We start from the raw sequence: 24,070 nt of genomic DNA on the forward strand, positions 1-24,070 counted from the left end.
TCAGATGATTAAAACATTTCCGTTTTAGTCAAAACAGCAACCATTATAATATACCATTTATGAATGTTTTACTCATTGAAGATGATAAACGCATTAGCGAATTTATAGTAAAAGGTTTGGAGGAAAACAACTTTACTGTGCATCTTGCCGAAACGGGTGAGATTGCCAGAGATCTCATTCAACAGGATATTTGGGATATTATTTTAATGGATATTATGCTTCCAGGAATTGACGGAATTCAGTTGGTAAAACTAATGCGTTTCAAAAAAAATCATACACCCGTTTTAATGTTAAGCGCTTTGAGCGACACCGATGATAAAGTAACGGCTTTAGATTCCGGTGCCGATGATTATTTGGTGAAACCGTTTCATTTTAAAGAATTAATTTCGAGAGTCAACGCGCTTACGCGAAGAACTAAATTTAATTACGACAAAGTAGAAACCTTATACAAATTAGGAACTTTAACCATAAATCCTGAAGAACATAAGGTTACCGAAAATGGTAAACTAATCGATTTATCGCCAAGAGAATATAAACTGCTTTTGTATTTATTAGAAAACAGAAACAAAGTAATCCCGAGAACGCAGATTTTAAATGCCGTTTGGGGAATTAATTACGATAACAACACCAATGTTGTAGATGTTTATATTTCTTATTTAAGAAACAAAATTGAGCAAAACCATAAATTTATCCATACCATAAAAGGAACGGGATATATGCTTAAAGAAGAGTTATGAAAATACGCAATAGATTTACCTTAATATCGTCTCTTACGTTTAGCGTTGTCTTTGTGATTGCTTCCTTTATCACGTATTTTTCTTTCTACAGCTATTCGGAAAAGATTGTCTATAACGAACTGCAAAAAACATGCTTATTGACGGGGATTTTCTATCTCGAAAAAGACGAATTGCCCGAAAATCAGCATTTGCTAATCGGTCAGCAATTCAGGGAAAATTCGCTGGAAATCATTACGCGTGTATACGACAATAAAAATCAGATTGTATACGGCGACAAAACAATCGACAACAATATCAATGCAGAAAGATTAGATTATATTCGGAAAAACAGAAAGCTTAGTTTCAAATCCAAACATCATTTTTATTTCGGAAGTTATTACCATGATAACCAAGGGGATTTTGTAGTTTTCGTAAAGAAAAACGACGTCGAATTTAAAACCATGACTGACCGATTGCAAATCATTATGATAATGGTTTTAATCATCGGGTTAGTTACGATTTATATTGTGAGCCGTGTTCTTTCTAATCTGGCTTACAGTCCGATAAAAAATATTATTGATCAGGTAAACGAAATTCAGGCTTCGTCACTAGATCGTCAGATTGTTTCTCCAAATACCAAAGACGATATTCAGGAATTGGTAGAAACGTACAACAATTTGTTTACCCGTTTATCGGATGCTTTTATCATCCAGAAAAACTTCATCAATTATGTTTCACATGAATTTAAAACGCCTTTAACCGCAATTTCAGGAAACTTAGAAGTGTTTGCTCAAAAAGACAGATCAAGCGTTGAATACAAAGAAATGTCTGAAAAAGTATTAGAAAATGTCTATCAAATCGAAGATACCATGAATACTTTGATGATGCTTTCGGGCTTGCGAAACAATACAGAACTCAACGAAATTTTCAGGGTTGATGAATTGGTTTGGGACATTAATGATCAATTGCCTGCCATTTACGATCTAAAAAATGCTCCGATACAAATCGTTTTGGAAGTCGCAAACGATAAACTGCTTTCGATAAAAGGAAATAGCAACGAAATCAAAATCGCTTTATACAACATTATAGAAAATGCCCTAAAATATTCTAACGGAAATCCTATCAAAATAAGTCTGCTGGAACAAGACAATCAGCTCAAAATTGTCATTGAAGACCGCGGAGCCGGAATTAGCGAAGACGACTTAACTTTCATTAAACAAACCTTTTACAGAGGCAAAAATGTAAAAGACATAAAAGGGAGCGGTGTCGGACTTTCGCTGGCCAATATTATCTTCAAACAAAACAATATCGATTTTAATATTGCATCCAAAAAAGACCAAGGAACCACGATAACGCTACTATTTCCGAGACTCTAATCGTTTTCTAATGTTGCTCTAACCGTCTTATAACACACATCAAATTAAGGGCTAATATGTCGCCAATAACTTTGCGACATCATTAAAACAACTTAATTTGAAACGTTTACTTTTAACCTTACTCGTAATTGTATCGCACAAAGGTATGGCGCAGATTGCTGCCATAAACGATACAATTGTGCTGTCCAGAACACAGGCCGAGGCTTTGTTTTTGGAAAAGAATATTTCTCTTATTTCCGAAAAACTGAACATCGATATTGCCGATGCACAAGTGATTCAGGCAAAATTATGGCCCAATCCTACGCTGACTATCGGTGAAATCAATCTTTGGAACAATGCTACTGCACAGCAATTGCCTCCTTTATGGGGAAATTTCGGAAAGACTTCACAAGTCAATGCAGAACTGGAACAACTGATTCAGACTGCTGGAAAAAGACGAAAAATGATTGCGATGGAAAAAGTGGGTGTTGACATCGCCAAAGAATATTTCAAAACTTTTTTACGTAATCTAAAAATCGAATTCAGAAGCAATCTTACGGAACTGCAATACAATCAAGCACAAGAAGCGATTTATAAAAAACAGCTTTCTTCTATGCAAACTTTACTGAAAGCTTACGGAAATCAGGTAAAACAAGGCAATGTGGGCAAAGGCGAATACTTCAGGCTAAAAGCAACTGAACTTCAATTCTTAAAAGAAATAACCGATTTGCAAAAGGAAAATAATTCGTTGCAGAAAGAGCTTAAAGTTTTAATGAATCTTCCGCCAACAAATTATATCAAACTTACCGATGAAGGTTTTGTTCCTGATAACAAAAACATAGACAACATAAACTTAGGCAATCTGATGGCTTCGGCTGTAGAAAACCGACCTGATATGAAAGTGCTTAAACTCGGAAACGATTATAACAACAACAAGTACAAATACGAAAAAGCCATGCGAACACCAGATGTTACACTTGGTGTGAGTTATGACCGTGGAGCGAGTTTAATGAATGATTTTGTGGGAGTTGGTTTCTCTCTTGATCTTCCTTTCTTTAATCGAAATCAAGGGAATATAAAAGCAGCAAAACTGGCAATTGATCAAGGGAAATTATTGGCCGAAGAAAAAACGATCACTATACAATCTGAAGTTTTGCAATCGTATGAAAATTTATTGGTTACAAAAAAATTGTACGACAGCGTTGAAGCTGATTATGAAGGAGATTTGGACAAACTTCTGGAAGCATATCGCAAAAACTTCCTTCAAAAAAATACCAGCATGCTTGAATATCTTGATTTTGTTGATGCTTATCTAGACAACAAATCGATCCTGCTAAATTCTAAAATGGACCTGAATAAAAATCTGGAAGAACTGCGCTATATCTCAGGTCAGGAAATCAACTAAATCTAATTTTCAAATACAAAAACAAATGAAGAAATATATTGTACTCCCAATTGTTGGGTTAATGCTCGTTTACGGATGCGGCAAAAAAGAAGAAGTTAAAGAAACGAAAGAAGAAAAGTTTTGCATCGATAAAGATTTAAAAGAAAAAATCACCATCGAACCAATTCAAAAACGTTCTGTGAGCGAATCGATAAATCTTACCGGAAATATTACGTACAACGGCGATCACGTTGTTCAGTTTAACAGTCTTGTGGAAGGAATTATTACCAAAACTACTTTTTCATTGGGTGATTATGTTCGAAAAGGACAAGTTCTGGCCGAGATAAAAAGTACCGAATTAAACAGCATGCAGTCTGAAAGCAAATCGCTTCAATCGCAGATCACTGTGGCACAACGCAATTTACAAGCTGCAAAATCAATGTTTGACGATGGAATTTCGTCACAAAAGGATTTACTGCAAGCACAAAGCGAACTGGATGTTTTAAAATCTTCCCTTGAAAATGTAAAAGCCAATCTGGCAATGTTTAGCGCGAGTAGCGAAAGATCTGTTTTTCTAATTAAAGCGCCTACAGAAGGTTATATCGTAGACAAAAACATAAGTCCAGGAATGCAGATTACAGACGGAAGCGAACCTCTTTTCACCATTTCTGACTTAAAAGAAATCTGGGTTTTGGTGAATGTATATACGAGTAACTTAAAAAACGTATCTGAAAATATGCCTGTAGATGTTACAACACCAGCGTATCCGGGAGAAATTTTTAAAGGAAAAATAAAAATGATGTCCAAAGTTTTTGATGCCGAGGAACATGTTTTGAAAGCGAGAATTGTAATGGAAAACAAAAACTTAAAACTAAAACCCGGAATGACCGCAGATATCATTATTGATAAAAGTCTAGGCGGAGATATGCTAGAAGCTGTTCCTGCAAAAGCCGTGATTTTTGACAACAATCGTGATCATATTTTAATTTATAAAGATGATTGTACAATCGAAACCAGAGAAATTAATCCGATAGTTAAAAACAACAACTGGCTTTATTTTAAAAACGGAGTTAAAGAAGGCGAAATGGTAATCACCAAAAATCAGCTTTTGATTCACGAAAGATTAAAAAACTAATTATCCTCAAAACGGATAAATACAATACAAGACATGAAAAAATTTGTACAAGGATTAGTTGCTTTCTCGCTAAAAAACTCGCTCATCGTTTTTTTCCTGACCGCAATATTACTAGTCGCCGGTATCGTGAGTTACATTCACACACCAATTGAAGCCTTTCCCGATGTAACCAATACAAGGGCAAGAATTATTACACAATGGCCAGGAAGAAGTGCCGAAGAAGTAGAAAAATTCATCACGCTTCCGATTTCTAAACAAATGAATACGATACCGAAAAAAGCCGAAGTTCGTTCTATTTCGCTTTTTGGATTATCGGTTGTAACCGTATTATTTGATGATGGCGTAGAGGATTTTTACGCACAGCAATATGCTTCAAACCGTATGAGCGGACTTGATCTCCCCGAAGGAGCCGATGCAGAGATTGATCCGCCTTCTGGAGCAACGGGCGAGATCTTTAGATATGTTATTAAAAGTGATTTGCCTATAAAAGAAATTCAGGCCATTCAGGATTGGGTTATTGAAAGAGAATTGGTAGCCGTTCCCGGAGTTGCCGATGTGGTGAGTTTTGGTGGTGAAGAAAAAATGTTCGAAATCAAAATTAATCCAACGCAATTAGAAAATTACAATCTTTCGGCTTTAGATGTTTACGAAGCCGTTTCGAAAAGTAATATCAATGTGGGCGGAGACGTTATTCAGCGTGGCGATCAGGCTTATGTCGTTCGTGGCGTTGGGTTAGTTAATAAAGTCGAAGATATTGGCAATATTTTAATCGAAACCAAAGGCGGAGCTCCCGTTTTAGTAAAACACGTAGCAGAAGTTTCGATCTCAGCAAAACCAAGATTAGGACAAGTCGGTTTAGATGAAAATGATGATGTAGTTGAAGGAATTGTCGTAATGCTTCGTGGAGAAAATCCGGGTGAAGTAATTAAAAAACTTAAAGAACGTTTGACGGAACTTAACGAAAGAGTTTTACCCGATAATGTCAAAATTGTTCCGTTTATCGATCGTACCGAATTGGTGAATACAACCGTAAAAACGGTTACTAAAAATCTTGTTGAAGGTATTTTATTGGTATCGTTAATCGTGTTTATTTTCCTTTACAACTGGAGAACTTCATTGATTGTGGCTTCTGTAATTCCGCTTTCTTTTTTGTTTGCTATTGTAATGCTGAGAATTCAGGGATTGCCTGCCAATTTAATTTCGATGGGAGCGCTGGATTTTGGATTACTGCTCGAAGGAACGCTCGTTATTGTCGAACAAGTCTTTGTCTCGCTCGAAAAGAAAGCACATAAAGTGGGAATGGAACGCTTTAACAGCATGAGCAAAATGGGATTAATTAAGAAAAGTGTCGGCAGCGTTGCGACTTATATTTTCTTTGCCTTAATCATTTTGATTGTGGCGTTGATGCCTATTTTCTCTTTCACGAAAGTAGAAGGAAAAATGTTCTCTCCCCTAGCCTTTACCTTAAGTTATGCGCTATTAGGATCATTGCTTTTATCGCTTACCTACGTTCCTGCAATGTGTAAAGTCATGCTGACCAAAAACATTGTTGAGAAAGAAAATATGATTTCGCGTTTCTTTAGAGAAAACCTTTTTAAACTGTTTCAATGGAGTACCAAACATCGTAAAGCTACTTTTTATGCCTTTTTAGCTTTATTAGCGGTTTGCTGTGCAAAGTTTGCTTTTTACGGATCAGAGTTTATACCGAAACTGAATGAAGGTGCTATTTATGTAAGAGCGACATTGCCAAATAGTATCAATCTTGACGAATCGGTGCGATTGACTAAAGAAATGAAAGCCAAGATTAGAAAGTTTGAAGAAGTAAAATTTGTGCTTTCGCAAACCGGAAGACCAAACGACGGAACAGACCCTACTGGATTTTTTAATATCGAATTCCATATCGAATTAAAACATAAAGACGAATGGAAACACGATATCAGTAAAGAAGAATTAATTGCCGAAATCAAAAAAGTACTCGATGTATATCCCGGAATTGCCTTTGGTTTCAGTCAGCCCATTCAGGATAATGTCGAAGAATATGTTGCCGGAGTTAAAAGTCCGCTCGCGATTAAGATTTTTGGAAGTGATCTTTTTCAATTGGAAGAAATGGCTGCAAAAGTTGCCAATTCAATCAAAGACGTAAAAGGAATTGAAGATATTAATGTCTATAAAAACATTGGTTTACCAGAGTTAAGAATTCAGCTTGACGACGAAAAAATGGCGCGTTACGCGGTTACCACCGCCGATGCGCAAGCCGTAATCAGAATGACAATTGGCGGACAAGCGGCAACCAAATTTTATGATGACGAAAAGATATTTGACATCATGCTGCGTTTTGAAAAAGAATATCGTGATTCTAAAGAAAAAATTGAAGGGATACTTATTCCGACCCTAAATGGTAAAAAAGTGCCGTTAAAAGAAATTGCAACGGTAGATTATAAAACAGGTCCAACCTTTATTTACCGTGAAGGAAACAGCCGTTATATTGCCGTAGGATTTAGCATTGAAGGACGAGACCTTGGGAGTACGATTGACGAAGCGCAGAAAAAAGTTGCTGCTGAAGTCAAACTTCCTAAGGAAAATGTGATGAAATGGGCGGGAGAATTTGAGAGTAAAGAAAGAGCAACCAAACAATTGGCGATGATTATTCCTGTGGTTTTGGTTCTAATTTTATGCCTGCTGTATTTCAACTTTGGAAATTTCAAAGACACCATGATTGCTGTAACTGCTATGCCTTATGCTTTTATCGGTGGATTCCTATCGCTTTGGGTAACGGGAACTGTATTCGGAATCTCGGCGGGAATTGGATTTATTATTCTCTTTGGTGTGAGTGCCATCGACAGTATTGTCCTCATTGGAATGATTAGGGAAAATATGCGAAACGGAATGCATTTAAGAGACGCGATTTCGCACGGAATTCACAGCAGAATTCGACCTATTGTGATGATTGCCCTTATGGGATCTTTAGGATTATTGCCTGCTGCGTTATCCACCGGAATGGGTTCTGAAGTGCAAAAACCACTAGCCATCATGATTGTGGGCGGATTAATAACGTGTATGATTTTATCGCTTACCGTTTTACCGCAAGTGTTCTACTGGTTTTACCGTAAAAAAGATCCAAGCAACACAGCATCTTAATCTTACTTCTATATCAATTGAAAAAGCACCTTTAGACATTTGGTTTATAAGGTGCTTTTATTGAAATAGAACGAATCGTAAAAATACCCTATAATGATACAATTAAAACTTTTAAGGGTGTATTATTAAAAAAACACATTTTACAAAACATCAACTAAGTAATTTAAAACCATAGTATTCTTTTTTAAATTTTCTTTTTATGAAACAGAAATCTGACCATCAAAAAGCTGGCGAAATAGCAGAATCGGAGTTACTGCATCATGTCAGACTTAGTATCAATCCGAAGTTTCAGGATTGGGTTTTATTTAAAAACGGAACGTATATCATTTTTGAACATGCAGAAGAAATTCCCGATTTAAAAAGTGTTGCGCTAAAATTTATGGAAGAATTTGGTCCTGTTTATATAGGAGAACGTTCTGAAGAATTTGATGTCACCGATTTAAAAAATACAGAAGGCTGGATTGTTTCTGGACATGGATATGGAATGTATACGTATGTAAGTCCGCAAGAAATAAAATCTAAAAAGCCAGATACAATAACCATTGGTTTGTCAGGTCGAGGAAAAAGAGATTTAGACGGCAGAAATCCTATTATTATTCATATTAATAGACAAAATTGTCAGCAAAGAGACTATGAAAGATGATATTGTAAACGAATGACTTTTATTATGTTTTCTTTCTGGCAGATTACAAATTACTTTACACATTCTTAGAAATATCACATTCTATTTTTTTTTGCAATTTACTCAAGGACAGCACCTCATTGGTCGCTGTCCTTTTTATTTGCTTTTTTTTAAAACTACTCTTTTTATTCAAAACTTTTAACTTTAAAAAAAACTTTTTATAATACTATTAGTAAAATGTGTAATTTTAATTTTACTGTTTCAAAGACAAATCAAATTCTAACTCTTATGCCACTAACAAAAAAAATCACAGAATTAACGTCCAAAAAATACAGCACCAATATTACTATTATGGGTGACTATGAGGGCAGCAACAATACTTCGATTCTCGACAATGACAACGGGACAATCTTAGTTGTTTCAGATAGAGACCAATTCTATTTTAGAGACCAGCAGCGTAATCTCTGGCTGTCAGTTCTAGATTCATTTCATATAGACGGAAAACAACATCATCCAGAACTTGGAGATTCTTATACACTTAATCACGGAGTACAGTACAGTTTTACAACAAAAGAGACAATTGTAGAAATGGCTTCCAATTATTTTGAAAGGCATGCAGATTGATATTGCGAAAGAATTAAAATAAATTCTCAAAATACTATTTTAGCTATCGATAGCTATCGGGATTGTGATTAAATAAAAAAACAAATGATTGATATAAAGACGTTTGAACAGGCAGAAGATTTAAAACATCCTCGGCGTGTATTAAAATATGTCCTTCTTTTTTGTACATCTGGCGAAATAACGCTTTCGGTAGATGAAAACGAATATCTAATCACAAAAAATTCGGTCTTAACGATAACGTCTGGTCAAATTCATTTTATAAAAAACAACAGCAATGCAACCGGATTTGTTCTCGAATTTACCTATGATTTTTTCTGCAAAAATGATAACGACATCGAGCTCATTTTCCACAACAGTTTGTTCTGCCATTTTGCAATGAATGAAGTGATAAAAGTAGATGACGACAAATTGGTTGTCGATGCTTTACAGCTTATTCAGCAGGAAATTGCCCAAAAACCGTATCAATATCTCATTTCTATTCATTCTAGAATTCAATTGATTTTAATCGAAATCAATCGTTCTAAAATAAAATTAGGAGAAGAAATCTACAAACCAGACGCTTTGTTTCTTCATTTCCTAGAAGCTATTCGAGGGAATTTTCATAAAAATCTTTCGGTAAATGAAATTGCCAATTTAATCGGCACAACCGAAGCCAAATTAAACGAACTCTCTAAACTGCATTGCAATAAAACTGCACAAAATATCATTTTTGGACTGATAATTTCTGAAGCAAAACGTTTGTTTACTTATGAAAAATTATCGGTAAAAGAAACCGCTTATGCTTTAGGTTTTAATGATCCTTTCTATTTTTCAAACTTCTTTAAAAAACACACAAATATTTCTCCGAAGTCGTATAAAGAGAAAGTTGTTCAATTGTAGCTGTTTTACAAGTTTTTTCCTTTCGTTGCAAAAATTGCTCGCAAAGTCGCAGAGTCGCAAAGTTTAGATAAAAACTTAAAAAAAATGCTTTGCGACTTTGCGACTTTGCGAGATTAAATAAAAACATTTTGACTTTGTTTCTATTTGCAATTGCACTGTACATAAAATTTAATTACATGCTTTTCCTAGGATTCTCTATTCTTTAAAAAGAGCCACTGTCTGATCTTTGTATCTGAATAATTACTAATAAAATAGTTTATGAAAAGATATCAGGATTATGCCATTTTCCTTTTACGAATCGCAATGGCAATTGGATTTTTGTCTGCGGTTTCGAGTCGGTTGGGTTTATTTGGGAAACAATCTTCAGGCTGGGAAAATTTTCTGGCGTACGCCGAACAAGTAAATTCTTTTTTACCTAAAAGTTTTATTCCGTCAATTGCAATTATCAGCACTTTTCTGGAGACCTTATTTGCTGTTTTATTGCTGATTGGGTATCAGACTAGAAAAACTGCTCTTGGCGCTTCTGTCTTAACTTTTCTATTTGCGCTGGCAATGACTTATTCTTTCGGAATAAAAGATCCTCTTGATTATTCTGTTTTTGTCTTTTCTATGGGCGCTTTTCTCTTAGCAACCGCCGACAAATACCGATGGAGTTTGGATGAATATCTTTTGAAAAATTAACTAATTAAATTTGAATAATTATGGAAACTAAAATCACAAAAAGCAATGAATTAGAGTGGAAACCACTTCAAGAAGAAGGTGTAAAAACAGACGGAATTTATGCTAAAGTATTGCGCTTTGATGCAGCTACTAACCGTCCACCTACTTTTCTTTTAAAATTTGAGCCCGGCGCGTCCTACCCAAATCACGTGCATCCCGCTGGCGAGGAAATTTATGTTTTAGAAGGCGAAGTACGCTCTGGAAAAGACGAATTAAAAGCTGGCGATTATTTGTACATGCCACCAGGAAGCACGCATTCTGTATTTTCTAGAACTGGCTGTACGCTTTTGTTTATGATTCCTGAAGAAGTTGTGGTATTGAAGTAAATAAAATATTCAATAGCCTCCCGAACAGCTGCGTAAAGTAAGAGACATTTGCGCAGCTCTTACAAGATATTACAAAAGATTTTTACCTCAAATCTTTTTTAATGACCAAATATTTCAAATCTGTTTTCCCTGTATTACTAATTCCGTGCTCAGCATTTGGCGGACAATAGAAACTGGTATTTGGACCAGCTGTAACGGTTTTTCCGTCCAAAAAGAATTCAGCTGTTCCTTCTAAGATATAGAAAAATTCTTCTTCCGGATGATGATGTGGTGCGTGCGTCGATTTTCCAGGTTCGACAATGCTCATTTTTAAAGTGTTTTCCTGAGTGAAATCTTTATTGGCAAACCAATATTGATAACCAACCTTCGTTTTGGTGGCTTTGTTTATATCAAAATGATTGACACAGTTTTCTATTGTGTATTGTGGTGATGCAGTTTCTTTTTTGATTTCCTGAGAAAAAGTCTGCTGGAAAAATAAAACTGCAATTGTGGTTTTTAGGATAGTTAGAGTTTTCATCATTTTTTGTTGTAATGTTACGAAAAAAATTGAATACAGACAGTTGCATTCATGTTTTTGTCATCCTGAGGAACGAAGGATCACACTAGGAATTCCGCAATCTAAATCGACAATCTTTGCCGAGCTACTTACGAAGCTCCCTCCTTCATCGGGATGACAAACTAAATGGAAATTCTAATCTTTGTCGATTTGCGCGTGTGATCCTTCGTTCTTCAGGATTACAAACTCAATATTAAAATCATTTTCTACAAAAGTCCCAGAGGGACGAAATATTTATAGAAATAATGATTCCCTTTTTACAAGAGCCCTAGCAGGGCGAAACATATTTAGATTTACGATAATGAATATGTCGCTCCGCTGGAGCTTTTTGTAAACCGCGTATCAAACAATCTATAAATATTTCATTCCTCCGGAATTACACGGGATGAGAATTTTGTGCTTTGTTTATTTGTGAAATTCTAATCTTTGTCGACTTGTGAGTGTGATCCTTCGTTCCTCACGATGACAAAATCAACATTAAAATCATTTTCTAAAAAAGTCCCAGAGGGACGAAATATTTATAGATGGTTTGATTCCCTTTTTAAAAGAGCCCTAGCAGGGCGAAACATTTTTAGATTTACGATAATGAATATGTCGCTCCGCTGGAGCTTTTTTGTAAACCGCGTATCCAACAATCTATAAATATTTCATTCCTCCGGAATTATACGGGAAGAAAATCGATCTTGTCCACCTTGACAAAGTTTGAAATTTTGTCAAAATTCTAATGAAAAAATACATGTTCTCTCCTAGCCCCGATCGAAATGGCATCTTTTTGTGGTGGGGTTCACCACAAAAAATATAATGTAGAGCGGGACAAATGATCTTAAAAGTCGAAAAACATCTGCTCCAAAAAAAAATACATCAATTAAAAGTTCAATAAAATAAGGACCTCGAAAAGAATTTTAAAAACACTTATTGTACGATAAGAAAATATTATGATAAAAATATTTTGAAATTCGAAAATCTGCCATACATTTGCCTAACAGTGTTAAACGATTTAATACTTGAATACAATGGCTAGCAAAGATCGAATTTTAAGACAAAAAGAAGAGACAAGGAATAATATCCTTGGCGCTGCTTATGATATCGTAAAAGAAGAAGGCTGGAATGGTTTGAGTATGCGTAAAATTGCCGACAGAATCGAATATACTGCTCCTATTATTTATGAATATTTCTCAAATAAAGAAGCAATTTTAGAAGAACTGACTGGCAAAGGCTTTATCAAACTGACAAAAGAATTGCAAATTGCAATTGATAAGTTTGAAAAACCTGAAGATCAATTGGAAGCCATGTGGATGACTTACTGGGACTTTGCTTTTACTAATACTGAATTATATCAACTGATGTTTGGTGTTCAAATGACGTGTTGCGCACAGCGATGTTCGGCTCAAGAGGGACCTTACAAATTATTCACTCAGGTTATTGCTGAAGTAATGAAAGACAGTAATCCGAGTCAAGATATCATTAAACAAAAATATTTTACTTTCTTTTCTGTTATTCATGGTTTAATCGCCATCAACATCATTAACAAGAGTGATATTTTAGAAACAATAAATGCTCAGATTTTGAAGGATGCCATTGGTGGTATCATAAAATCTATACAATAAAAAATTTTCCAATTTTACTTAACAGTGTAAAATGATTTAAACGGGATAATATAAAATCCTTTTTTTTATAACTTTCGCTTAACACTGTTAGAAAATTTAATAAAGGTAATAAAAGCTCTTTTTTTAGACTTTTACTTAACATCGTTAGATAATTTAATACTGATTCGAAATAGAATTGGAAAGGCTTACTGTATGGAAATTTGTGCACTTTTACTTAACAACGTTAGATAATTTAATTCAATTAAATATGAATCCCGAGAATGCCAGAATACCAAAGAATTTTATCCGAGAAAATGTTCAACCAATTAAAACCACTATGAAAATGAAAAATGTAATTATAACCAGTTTTATTCTGGCCTTAGTATTAAGCAGCTGTGGCGACAAAAATCAAGCGCCTACTGCTCCACCTCCACCGGTTTTACCAGTTTTAGCAATCACAAGTGCCAATACCACTACTGATGCTGAATATCCTGCTTCTATACAAGGAACTGTTGATGTTGAGATTCGTCCTCAAGTAAGCGGAAACCTAGACAGAATTTTTGTTGATGAAGGTGCTTACGTAAGCAAAGGACAAACTTTATTCAAAATCAATGAACGTCCGTTTCGCGAACAGTTAAACAATGCTTTAGCAAGTTTACACGCAGCAGAAGCTGCTTTGATCAACGCTAATTTAGAAGTTGACAAATTGACTCCGTTAGTTCAGAACAAAGTAGTTTCTGATTATCAGTTAAAAACAGCTAAAGCTTCTCAAAAAATTGCTGCTGCCAATATCGAGCAAGCCAAAGCAATGGTAGGTTCTGCTAAAATTAATTTAGGATACACTAACGTAACTGCTCCAGTTAGCGGATACATTGGTAGATTACCTAAAAAGCAAGGAAGTTTAGTTTCTGCTTCTGATGTTGAAGCGTTGACTACTTTATCAGATGTTCATGAAGTATTTGCTTATTTCTCTTTGGGTGAAACTGATTTCATCAACTTCAAAGAGCAATACAAAGGAAATTCACTTGGTGATAAAATTAAAAAATTGCCTCCAGTTACTTTGATCTTGGCAGATAACAACGCTTATCCTCAAACAGGAAAAATCGATATGGTTGACGGTCAGTTTGATAAAACTACAGGTGCAATCACAATTAGAGCGACTTTCCCAAATGCAAACGGAATTTTACGTTCTGGAAACACAGGAAGAATCAGTTTAGGATTACAGCATGATGATGCGATTTTAGTACCGCAGTCAGCTACAGTTGAAATGCAAGACAAAGTATTTGTTTTCACTGTAGGTAAAGATAATAAAGTGACTAAAATGCCTATCGTAGTAGTAGGTAAAAGCGGAACCAATTATTTAATTAAAGAAGGTGTAAAAACGGGTGACCAAATCGTGCTAAGCGGTATTGACAAACTTCAGGACGGGCAAGCGATTCAGCCTGAAAAATCAACTAAAGTTGCCGAAGTAACTAACAAAAAATAATCAGAAGAAATAATGTTCAAAATATTTATACAAAGACCTGTACTGGCAACCGTAATTTCCATTTTATTGGTGATTCTGGGGGTATTAGGTTTAACTAAACTGCCTTTACAACAGTTTCCTGATATTGCGCCTCCATCGGTTTTGGTAACGGCGGTATATCCGGGAGCCAACGCAGAAACGGTTTTACGTTCTGTGGCACCTTCTATCGAAGAATCTATAAATGGTGTAGAAAACATGACATACATGAGTTCTACAGCCAGTAACGACGGTACTTTGGCTATTACAGTTTTCTTTAAACTGGGTACAGATGCCGATCAAGCTGCGGTAAACGTACAAAACCGTGTGGCTCAGGCAACGAGCCAACTTCCTGCGGAGGTTGTACAGCAAGGTATTGTTACGGCGAAACAACAAAATAGTTTCATCATGGCAATTGGTATGTACACCGAAGATGAATCAAAATACGATCAGACTTTCGTTGCCAACTATGCACAAATTAATATTATTCCGGAACTAAAACGTATTCCGGGTGTAGGTTCTGCTAGTATTTTTGGTGGTGTAAAAGATTACTCTATGCGTGTTTGGTTGAATCCAACACAAATGTCAACTTATAAAGTGACGCCAAGTGAAGTTATGGGCGCTATCCAAGACAAAAGTTTGGAAGCGGCTCCAGGGAAATTTGGAGAGCGAAGCAAAGAAGTTTTTGAATACGTTATTAAATACAAAGGGAAATTAACTAAACCAGAAGATTATGAAAATATTGCTATACGTTCTAATGCAGATGGCTCAGTACTTCGCTTAAAAGATGTAGCGAGAGTTGAATTGGGTGCTTACTCTTACAACAGTTTAACTCGTTTAAATGGTAAAAAAGGAATTGTAATTGGGGTTATCCAGTTAGCTGGATCTAACTCAAATGATATTCAGATTGCCATTAACAAAATGATGGAAAAGGCCTCTAAAGATTTTCCAAAAGGCATCAAACACAATATTTTCTATAGTACAAAAGTATCTCTTGACCAATCTATCGAACAGGTTGAGCATACGTTAATAGAAGCTTTTATACTGGTATTTATTGTGGTATTTATCTTCTTGCAAGATTTTAGATCAACATTAATCCCGGCCATTGCTGTACCTGTAGCAATTTTAGGAACGTTCTTCTTCATGCAGTTATTCGGATTTTCGATCAACCTTTTAACGCTTTTCGCATTAATTCTGGCGATTGGTATTGTGGTCGATGATGCCATTGTGGTAGTCGAAGCGGTGCATGCGAAAATGGAGCACAAACGTTTGTCTCCAAAAATCGCAACCCATGAAGCAATGCACGAAATAACGGGTGCTATTATCTCGATTACGCTGGTAATGGCTGCTGTATTCCTGCCGGTTGGTTTTATGGAAGGCTCAACAGGAGTTTTCTATCGTCAGTTTGCCTTTACTATGGCGATTGCAATTGTAATTTCGGCTGTAAATGCCTTAACATTGAGTCCTGCGCTTGCAGCATTATTCTTAAAAGATAATCACGGAGCTCACGATCAGGACACGCCTTATGTAAAAAAAGGATTTAAAGAGAAATTCTTTACCGCTTTCAACAGCAGTTTTGAATCGTTGACAAACCGTTACACAGGCGGACTTAAATTCTTAATTAGAAGAAAATGGTTAAGTTTAGGCGGATTGGCTTTAATTACATTGGCAACATTGGTAATGGTAAAAACAACTCCTCAAGGGTTTATTCCAACAGAAGATCAAGGATTTATTGCGATTGCAGTAAATACGCCATCTGGAACATCATTGGACGGAACTCAAAAAGTAATGACTGAAGCTGAGAATACTTTAAAAGCATTAGACGCTTCTCGATTTGTAACCGCAATTTCAGGTTTCAACTTATTGACCAACTCTACAAGTCCATCTTCTGCTGTTGTATTCGTATTGCTTAAACCAAACGAAGAACGCGGCGAAGTAAAAAACATTGACGAAATCATGAATCAGGTTCGTGGTAAACTGGGCGCTATTTCTGGCGGAAGTTTCTTCGTATTCAGTTTCCCTACTGTTCCCGGATTTAGTAACGTTGAGGCTTTAGATTTAGTTCTTCAAGATAAAACAGGAGGAAAACTGGATAAATTCAGCGGTATTTCTCAAAACTTTATCGGTGAATTAATGAAACGTCCGGAAATTGCAGTTGCCTTTACCTCTTTCAAAGCAGATTATCCACAATTGCAATTGGAAGTTAACGACGAAAAAGCAAATCAATTGGGTGTTAATGTAAAAGACATTCTACAAACGATGCAGGCTTACTTTGGTAGCGCACAGGCATCTGACTTTAACCGATTTGGTAAATACTACCGTGTGGTTGTTCAGGCCGATATCGAAGACAGAGCTGATCCAACAGCAATTGACAGAGTTTTTGTAAAAAACAAAACAGGCGAAATGGTGCCAATAAATACATTAGTTAAACTAACTCGTATTTATGGTTCAGAAACCGCTTCTAGATACAATTTATTTAACTCAATTTCTATTAATGCGATTCCGAAACCTGGATTTAGTTCTGGAGACGCCATTAAAGCCATTGAAGAAGTAGCAGCACAACAATTACCTGCAGGTTACGGGTTTGAATTCTCGGGCCAGACTCGTGAGGAGATTTCTTCTGGAGGGCAATCGGCTACAATTTTCTTATTGTGTTTGATATTCATTTATTTCTTACTTGCTGCACAGTATGAGAGTTATATCCTTCCTCTAGCCGTTATCTTATCGATCCCTGCAGGTATTTTTGGAGTATTCGTTGCTATTGGTTTAACTGGAATTGAAAACAATATTTACGTACAAGTTGCTCTTGTCATGCTGATCGGACTTCTCGCCAAAAATGCCATCTTGATTGTGGAATTCGCGGCGCAGCGAAGAAGATCAGGACAAGGTTTAGTAGCAGCTTCAATCATGGCAGCAAAATTACGTTTGCGACCAATTATCATGACGTCTCTTGCTTTTGTGGTAGGTTTAGTGCCAATGATGAGTGCCAAAGGCCCATCTGCACAAGGTAACCACTCCATCAGTATTGGGGCAGCTGGAGGGATGCTTTCGGGAGTAATTCTAGGATTATTTATTATTCCTGTTTTATTCATCATCTTCCAGCATTTACAAGAAAAAGTGAGCGGAAAACCAATCGCTGTAATTCATAACGAAGAAAAATAATAAATGGAAAACTATATTACAACCCTACTTGTCGCCATCATATTTGGCATCGGATATATATCGTACAGAATCTCAAGAGATCTAGAAAGTAGAAAAGATACGTGTACAGAAATTTAACCTTTTTGGGAAAAAATATTTTAACACATAGAGACATAGATTTCTTATTTCGAAATAAAGAGAATAAAAGAAACTAGTTTCCACACATAGAAAACTATGTGCATTAAAATAAGTGAAACGCCTTTTTTAAATCCTCAAAAAACTATGTTTCAATGTGTTTAAAAAACTAAACCCAACGGATAAAAAAATTTTAATAAAAAGACTAAATGAAAAATCATATAACCAAAATCGTGACCTTCGCCATTCTGATCACGACTTTAATATCCTGTAAAGTCTCAAAGGATATTGAAACTCCAAAAGATGCATTTCCTGAGAATTTCAGGAATGCATCGGTTTCGAGTGATACAACCAGTATTGCCGATATGGAGTGGAAAAACTTCTTTACAGAAAAAGATATTATAAAATTAATTGACAGTGCCGTTGCGAGAAACAACGACCTTCAGATTGCCGAAAAGAACATCGAAATTGCGCAATACCGTTTTACACAGTCAAAATGGGGAAATGTACCTCAGGTTAACTTATTTGTAAACGCAAGTACAAGCAATCCGTCTGACAATAGTTTTACGGGATTGAACTTAAATCAGGCAATTGGTGCTAAACATATTGACGACTATTCTGCTGGAGCTTCTCTTTCTTGGGAAGCTGATATTTGGGGAAAGATCAGAAACCAAAAGAAAGGGGCTTACGCAGGATATCTTCAATCTGAAGAAGTAAAAAAAGCATTGCAGACCAATATTGTTGCTAATGTTTCTAGAGGATATTATAATCTTTTGATGCTAGATGCACAATTGGATATTGCCAGACAAAACCTTCGTTTAAATGATAGTACAACGAATATTATCAAATTAAAATACGATGCGGGTCAGGTAACCACTTTGGCGATTCAACAATCGGAAGCACAGAAATTAAACTCAGCACAATTGATTCCGTTATTGGAACAAAATATTGCGATTCAGGAAAACGCTTTGAGTGTTTTAACGGGTTCTTTTCCAAATTCTAAAGAAAGATCTATTCAATTAAGTGCAATTGAAGTAAAACACAATACAGCAATCGGAGTTCCATCTGCCTTAGTTAGCAGAAGACCTGATGTAAAAAGTGCCGAATTGGCTCTTAAAGCGGCTAATGCAAACGTCGGTATCACGAAAGCGGATTTATACCCAACTCTCAGAATTACGGCTCAAGGCGGCTTAAACTCTTTCGAAACCAGCAATTGGTTCAATATTCCGGCTTCATTGTTCGGAACTGTTGCAGGCGGGTTAACTCAACCTCTTCTAAATAACAAAAGAGTGAGAACACAATATAATATCGCTGTCGCAGAAAGAGAAAAAGCGGTTTTAAGTTTTAGACAAGCTGTTTTGGTTGCTGTAAGCGAAGTTTCGGATGCTTTGGTTAAAGTAGAGAAATTACAGCAACAGGAAACTTTCTTAAAAGAGAAAGTAAAAACATTACAGCAAGCGATTAAAAATGCTAACCTTTTATTCAAAAATGGTATGGCAGAATATCTTGAAGTTTTAACTGCGCAGGCTAATTTATTGCAAAGCGAATTAGAACTTGCCGATATCAAAAGACAACAACTTACAGCCAATACAGATTTGTACCGCGCTCTAGGCGGTGGCTGGAAATAATACCTGTTACATTTACCCGTTAATTATTTATTTTTTGAGATGAAAACGCTGTGAGACCTCTGGGTTTCATGGCGTTTTTTGTTTTTAAATTTGCCGCGAAGGCGCTAGGGCTCAAAGTTTTTTAAGTTTCTTGTAGTCTCAATGTTTTCGGGATTGGAGATTAAGCGGATTTTCATCTTATTTTGTGTCCTTTTGAGTCCAGTTGAAGGATACGAAAAGTAATCGCTAGAAACAATAAATCTTCTCTACAAGCTCTAAACAGCAATTAAATCATCTTGCCTCATTTCGTGGGATTTCTCTTTCTGAAAAAACAATAAATCTTAACTTATTTTCTTACTTTTGAACAAGAAAACTTAGCGTTTTAGCGCCTTCGTGGCAATCTATTAATTAAACAAATTTAAACTAATGAAGAAAATAGCATGTTTAGCACTTTTAGCTTTACTATTTACAAATTGCAAACAAAACAGTTCAGAGCAAGAATTAGAATCTGCTAAAACTCCAGCTGATACTGTTACCGTAGCCAAAAAAGAAATAAAAGAGGAAAGTCCAGAAGAAGGAGATTGTAAAGATATAGAAGTTGAAATGGGATCTGGAAGAGAATGTATTCTAAAAGATACAGACATTAACCAGGTTTATCAAAATATCATTAAAAACAAAGAAGTAGATGAATCAGAATACTATTTAACCACTCTTCCGACAGAAAAAAAATCTATTGAAGTAAATAAAGAGGGATTAATGTCTATCGATTATGAAATCACTAAAGACAAAGTAGCGATTTCAATGAACTATGCAGGTGGTGTAACCGAAGTAACGCTAGAAAAAATAGATAATACAGTTAAAAGAAGTATTTATCATTATGCTGATTAATGCAAATAATTACTATTCTTTTGAGAAACCGCTATAAAGCTTTTTGTTTTTTGGCGGTTTTTTTATTTTGCCACGAAGACGCTAGGACACAAAGTTTTTTTGTCTGCCACGAATTTCACCAATTTTTACCAATTTCTTTTCTCCAATTATAGAATAATTCGTGAAAATTGGTGAAATTCGTAACAATAAACTTTGTGGCTTTATCCCGATAGAGATCAATATAGTGGCAAAACCAAAACACTCTATGACTTTCAATAAAGAAATATACCTCAATAATCTAAAACAGATTATCGAAAGCTACTACCCGCTTTCTGATCAGTCTTGGAAACAGATTGAGAGCACCACCTATTTCCAAACACTTAAAAAAGGAGAAATACTATTAGGAAACGGAGAAATTGCTAAAAATCTTCATTTTATTGCAAAAGGAATTTTAAGAGCTTTTATCACAGATGAACAAGGAAATTTCTATAACAAAAATCTTTTTCTTGAGAATTATTTTGCGGGTTCTAAAGTTTCTCTGATGCTCCAGACTCCCTCTAATTTTACAATTGAGGCTTTAGAAGATTCTATTGTAATCAACATCAATTATAAAAAATATATGGAGCTGATCTACCAAAACGACGATCTCAAAAACTTCTATATTGCACATTTAGAGAAAAACTGGATTATCGAAAAAGAACAAAGAGAAGTTGCCTTAGTAATGCAAAACGCAACAGAAAGATATGTTAATCTTCTGGAGAAACATCCCAGTATTGCTGATCGCGTTCCGTTACTGCATATTGCTTCGCACTTGGGTATTACTCCAACCCAGTTAAGCCGAATTAGAAAAAGTCTCGAAAAAGATTTGTAAATCAACATATGTAAAGGTTTTTCAGGAAAGCTGGTTTTATCTTTGCTTTAGATTTAAATTCGATATCCAAAAAAAATGAAAAATACAGATCTCATCAAAGACAATATTGACAATCTTACCGCACTTTGGAAAACTGTTGCCACTCCTCTACTTTCCTATCATAAAAATGATCCATTCCAATTCAGTCAAATAAAAAATTCAGGCTGGCCAAATAGATTATGGTTTCGAGAAGATATTACTGAAGAAAACTTTCGGCAGATTATGGAAATCATGGAGAAAAATCCTGGTTTGATTATTCCATACTGGGATATTTTTGGCCGCAATTCAAAATCATTTTTTGAAAAAAACGGCTTTAATATCCGTATTCAGCTTGTAGCAATGGCTTTAAAATTAGGTGAAAAATTTCCGCTTCAAAGCAACCTTACTTTCAAAAGAGTTCTAAATGAAGAAGATGCCAAAACCTGGTCAGATATTTATCCGCTATCTTTTAGTTATGTCATTAGTAAAGAAACACTGGTTCATAATTATGAAAATGTCAAGTTTTATTTGGTTCATTTTGAAGGAAAAGCGATTGGAACACTTACACTTTTTCAAACAGGAGAAATAATGGGAATTCACGGAGTCGGTGTTATTCCAGAAATGCGCAAAAGAGGTTTCGCAGAAGAAATCATGAAATTCGCCATCAACGAAGCCATTGATGCCAATTGTGAATATGCACAACTACAAGCTTCTGCTTTAGGAAAAGGCATTTATACCAGATTAGGTTTTGAGGATTTGTTTACTATTACGAATTATCAACTGGCGTAAATTCCAAAATTTTTAAATTCCAAATTCCAATTAATTAGCTAATTCAATTTCTCGCAAAGACGCGAAGTCGCAAAGTTTAATTTTTTTAAGTTATTTTCTTTGTGACTTCGCGTCTTTGCGTGAGCTATATTCTATATTCTATATTCTAAAAATCTAAAATCTACACTCTAAAATCAAAAATCTAAAATCTAAATCTTGTCCCAAATGCCCCCAAAATAGTCATAAATAGGTATTTCATGAAAAAATAAGAATAGTATATTTGTAATACATTAACTAACAACTATTTAAAACAAATACCCAATGAAGACAACAAAAATTATTTTTTGGACTACTACTATTTTAATCTTTTTATTTGAAGGCGTTATGCCAGCTTTAACTTCTCAAACTGAATTGGCCAAGGAAGGAATCAAACATCTAGGATATCCAGAGTATTTTGGAAATGCATTAGTTGTATTTAAAATTCTCGGAGTTTTAGCTTTAATTATTCCACAAGTTCCGGGACGTATAAAAGAATGGGCGTATGCAGGATTTGCTTTCGATTTTATATTTGCCTCAATAAGCCATTTTGCTGTTGACGGAATTGGTTTTCAAGGCTTCTTCCCTCTAATCGTTTTTGCCGTTTTAATTGTATCGTATATAACATATCATAGAATACATCGTTATAAAAACATAGCACTCTAACAACCAAAACTTTATGATTGAAGTTTTTAAAACAAATGTTCAAGAAGCTACTCAATGTTCGATTATCATTGAGAAGCTTCTGGAGCATTATCCAGACAGCTCGATCAACTTCGATTTAGAAGATTGCGACAAAATCCTCCGTATTCATGCATCCAATTTTTCGAATACAAAAATCATTGATATTTTAAATTCGCACGGTTACTTCTGCGAAGCACTTCCTTAAAAATTAACACTTCCAAATACTTGACTTATAGTATTTTAATATTTTTTATTGTATATTTGAAGGAGTACCAATTTCCCTAATTCTATAAATTAAATTTCACAGATAATGTACTGAGGTTTTTTTAATAAACCAATCGGCGAACATGAACTGTCGAATTTTCTATTTCTAAAATTAAAAAAAATGAAGAGCGCTATTCAAAATACCATACTGGAAACCTACACTAAATTGCACGATTTAGTTTCCTCTTTTTCAAAAGAAGAAATCAATATTGTTCCATTTGAAGGGAGCTGGACTGCTGGGCAAACCACACAGCATATTATTCTGGCCTGCTCTGATCTTACCATGCTTTTTGCAGGAAAAACAGAAAAAACAACTAGAGAACCTGATGCAAATGTAAAAGCTCTTGATGCTATATTTTTAGACTTCACTACCAAATACCAATCACCAGAAAATATAAAGCCCCCAGATATCGAATATGAAAAAGGCATTTTGTTAGCTTCTATCAAAAAAATACAAAATGATTTGTTTGAAGCGGCAGAAACATACGATTTAACGCTTACTTGTCTGGACGCTAAAATACCTGGATTTGAACATTTTACCATTTATGAATGGCTCCATTTTGCCATTGTACATACGCAGAGACATACACATCAGTTAAAATCGATTTACGAATACATTAAAAAACAATAGAGCAGTATTTAACTCAAAACTATTTTTATGAGATCAAAAGTTAGAACCATTGTTTCATCTGGTTTAGTTGCAGGAACATTAGACATCACTGCCGCTATTTTGATTTATGCAGGAATATTACATAAAACAACAGCAGAAAAAATTTTACAGTCTATTGCAAGTGGTATTTTTAAAAAAGAAGCGTACACGGCAGGTACAGAAATGACTTTTGTGGGTTTGGGACTTCATTTCTTAATTGCTTTTATTTTTGCTTGGTTTTATTTTAAGATTTTTCCTTATATCCCATTTTTTAAAATAAATACCTTACTGTCGGGAGTCTCATACGGCTTCTTTATTTGGGTAATCATGAATCTTGTTGTTCTGCCAATTGTATTTCCTGTCTTACCCGAGAAGAATTTAGATTTTCCGCTTCTGCTTTCTATTCTTATTGTAATTTGCTGTGTCGGGATTCCGATTGCTTTTATAACGAGAAAGTATTATGCTAAATGGTATTAGAAAAAGTGACA

General features: G+C 35.2%; 22 protein-coding genes. 21 read left to right on the plus strand and 1 reads right to left on the minus strand.

Annotation, left to right across the window (positions count from 1 at the left end; all coding sequences use genetic code 11):
- Positions 1 to 59: 59 nt before the first annotated feature.
- The 10 genes from NCC77_RS15955 to NCC77_RS16000 all read left to right on the plus strand — a co-directional run bounded on the left by NCC77_RS15955 (position 60) and on the right by NCC77_RS16000 (position 10,899).
- Complete coding sequence (locus NCC77_RS15955) at positions 60 to 737, plus strand: response regulator transcription factor (protein ID WP_250836484.1); 678 nt, start codon at positions 60 to 62, stop codon at positions 735 to 737.
- Positions 734 to 2,092 carry a sensor histidine kinase gene (locus tag NCC77_RS15960; RefSeq protein WP_250836485.1) on the plus strand — a complete coding sequence of 453 codons (1,359 nt, stop codon included), beginning with the start codon at positions 734 to 736 and terminating at the stop codon, positions 2,090 to 2,092. The genes NCC77_RS15955 and NCC77_RS15960 overlap by 4 nt, the downstream gene beginning before the upstream one ends.
- A gap of 97 nt (positions 2,093 to 2,189) precedes the next feature.
- Positions 2,190 to 3,476, plus strand: coding sequence for a TolC family protein (locus NCC77_RS15965; RefSeq protein ID WP_250836486.1), 1,287 nt, complete (start codon positions 2,190 to 2,192; stop codon positions 3,474 to 3,476).
- A 25-nt stretch (positions 3,477 to 3,501) separates the two neighbouring features.
- Positions 3,502 to 4,590, plus strand: coding sequence for an efflux RND transporter periplasmic adaptor subunit (locus tag NCC77_RS15970; protein ID WP_250836487.1), 1,089 nt, complete (start codon positions 3,502 to 3,504; stop codon positions 4,588 to 4,590).
- A gap of 33 nt (positions 4,591 to 4,623) precedes the next feature.
- Positions 4,624 to 7,728: an efflux RND transporter permease subunit gene (locus NCC77_RS15975; RefSeq protein ID WP_250836488.1), complete on the plus strand. Its 3,105-nt coding sequence runs from the start codon at positions 4,624 to 4,626 to the stop codon at positions 7,726 to 7,728.
- A 199-nt stretch (positions 7,729 to 7,927) separates the two neighbouring features.
- Positions 7,928 to 8,371: a hypothetical protein gene (locus NCC77_RS15980; RefSeq protein ID WP_250836489.1), complete on the plus strand. Its 444-nt coding sequence runs from the start codon at positions 7,928 to 7,930 to the stop codon at positions 8,369 to 8,371.
- A 267-nt stretch (positions 8,372 to 8,638) separates the two neighbouring features.
- Positions 8,639 to 8,974 (plus strand): hypothetical protein, encoded by a 336-nt coding sequence (locus NCC77_RS15985; protein WP_250836490.1) that lies wholly within the window; start codon positions 8,639 to 8,641, stop codon positions 8,972 to 8,974.
- 84 nt (positions 8,975 to 9,058) lie between these two features.
- Positions 9,059 to 9,853 carry a helix-turn-helix domain-containing protein gene (locus NCC77_RS15990; RefSeq protein ID WP_250836491.1) on the plus strand — a complete coding sequence of 265 codons (795 nt, stop codon included), beginning with the start codon at positions 9,059 to 9,061 and terminating at the stop codon, positions 9,851 to 9,853.
- 258 nt (positions 9,854 to 10,111) lie between these two features.
- Positions 10,112 to 10,534 (plus strand): DoxX family protein, encoded by a 423-nt coding sequence (locus NCC77_RS15995; protein WP_250836492.1) that lies wholly within the window; start codon positions 10,112 to 10,114, stop codon positions 10,532 to 10,534.
- Positions 10,535 to 10,554: 20 nt separating this feature from the next.
- Positions 10,555 to 10,899: a dimethylsulfonioproprionate lyase family protein gene (locus NCC77_RS16000; protein ID WP_250836493.1), complete on the plus strand. Its 345-nt coding sequence runs from the start codon at positions 10,555 to 10,557 to the stop codon at positions 10,897 to 10,899.
- Between the two features lie 82 nt (positions 10,900 to 10,981).
- Here NCC77_RS16000 and NCC77_RS16005 read toward each other — a convergent pair whose 3' ends face one another.
- Positions 10,982 to 11,419 carry a cupin domain-containing protein gene (locus tag NCC77_RS16005; protein WP_250836494.1) on the minus strand — a complete coding sequence of 146 codons (438 nt, stop codon included), beginning with the start codon at positions 11,417 to 11,419 and terminating at the stop codon, positions 10,982 to 10,984.
- 1,049 nt (positions 11,420 to 12,468) lie between these two features.
- Here NCC77_RS16005 and NCC77_RS16010 point away from each other — a divergent pair.
- From NCC77_RS16010 to NCC77_RS16060, 11 genes are all read left to right on the plus strand, one after another.
- Positions 12,469 to 13,062: a TetR/AcrR family transcriptional regulator gene (locus NCC77_RS16010; RefSeq protein ID WP_250836495.1), complete on the plus strand. Its 594-nt coding sequence runs from the start codon at positions 12,469 to 12,471 to the stop codon at positions 13,060 to 13,062.
- A gap of 247 nt (positions 13,063 to 13,309) precedes the next feature.
- The gene (locus NCC77_RS16015; protein WP_250836496.1) at positions 13,310 to 14,527 is read left to right on the plus strand and encodes an efflux RND transporter periplasmic adaptor subunit; all 1,218 of its coding nucleotides are present in this window, start codon (positions 13,310 to 13,312) and stop codon (positions 14,525 to 14,527) included.
- A 12-nt stretch (positions 14,528 to 14,539) separates the two neighbouring features.
- A complete protein-coding gene (locus tag NCC77_RS16020) occupies positions 14,540 to 17,704 on the plus strand; it encodes an efflux RND transporter permease subunit (protein ID WP_250836497.1) in 3,165 nt (1,054 codons plus the stop codon).
- Positions 17,705 to 18,027: 323 nt separating this feature from the next.
- On the plus strand, positions 18,028 to 19,446 hold the full coding sequence (locus NCC77_RS16025) for a TolC family protein (protein WP_250836498.1): 1,419 nt from the start codon (positions 18,028 to 18,030) through the stop codon (positions 19,444 to 19,446).
- A 405-nt stretch (positions 19,447 to 19,851) separates the two neighbouring features.
- Positions 19,852 to 20,313 carry a hypothetical protein gene (locus tag NCC77_RS16030; RefSeq protein ID WP_250836499.1) on the plus strand — a complete coding sequence of 154 codons (462 nt, stop codon included), beginning with the start codon at positions 19,852 to 19,854 and terminating at the stop codon, positions 20,311 to 20,313.
- A gap of 244 nt (positions 20,314 to 20,557) precedes the next feature.
- Complete coding sequence (locus NCC77_RS16035; RefSeq protein WP_250836500.1) at positions 20,558 to 21,163, plus strand: Crp/Fnr family transcriptional regulator; 606 nt, start codon at positions 20,558 to 20,560, stop codon at positions 21,161 to 21,163.
- A 75-nt stretch (positions 21,164 to 21,238) separates the two neighbouring features.
- Positions 21,239 to 21,970, plus strand: a complete 732-nt coding sequence (locus NCC77_RS16040) for a GNAT family N-acetyltransferase (protein WP_250836501.1) — start codon at positions 21,239 to 21,241, stop codon at positions 21,968 to 21,970.
- A 300-nt stretch (positions 21,971 to 22,270) separates the two neighbouring features.
- Positions 22,271 to 22,651 carry a DoxX family protein gene (locus NCC77_RS16045; RefSeq protein WP_250836502.1) on the plus strand — a complete coding sequence of 127 codons (381 nt, stop codon included), beginning with the start codon at positions 22,271 to 22,273 and terminating at the stop codon, positions 22,649 to 22,651.
- Between the two features lie 13 nt (positions 22,652 to 22,664).
- Entirely contained in the window at positions 22,665 to 22,874 is a 210-nt protein-coding gene (locus NCC77_RS16050) for a hypothetical protein (protein WP_250836503.1), read from the plus strand.
- A gap of 180 nt (positions 22,875 to 23,054) precedes the next feature.
- Positions 23,055 to 23,564, plus strand: coding sequence for a DinB family protein (locus NCC77_RS16055; protein WP_250836504.1), 510 nt, complete (start codon positions 23,055 to 23,057; stop codon positions 23,562 to 23,564).
- 27 nt (positions 23,565 to 23,591) lie between these two features.
- Positions 23,592 to 24,059 (plus strand): DUF1440 domain-containing protein, encoded by a 468-nt coding sequence (locus NCC77_RS16060; RefSeq protein ID WP_095931613.1) that lies wholly within the window; start codon positions 23,592 to 23,594, stop codon positions 24,057 to 24,059.
- Positions 24,060 to 24,070: the final 11 nt, after the last annotated feature.

The organism is Flavobacterium tyrosinilyticum (genome assembly GCF_023656565.1).
In the GTDB taxonomy this organism is placed as follows: domain Bacteria; phylum Bacteroidota; class Bacteroidia; order Flavobacteriales; family Flavobacteriaceae; genus Flavobacterium; species Flavobacterium tyrosinilyticum.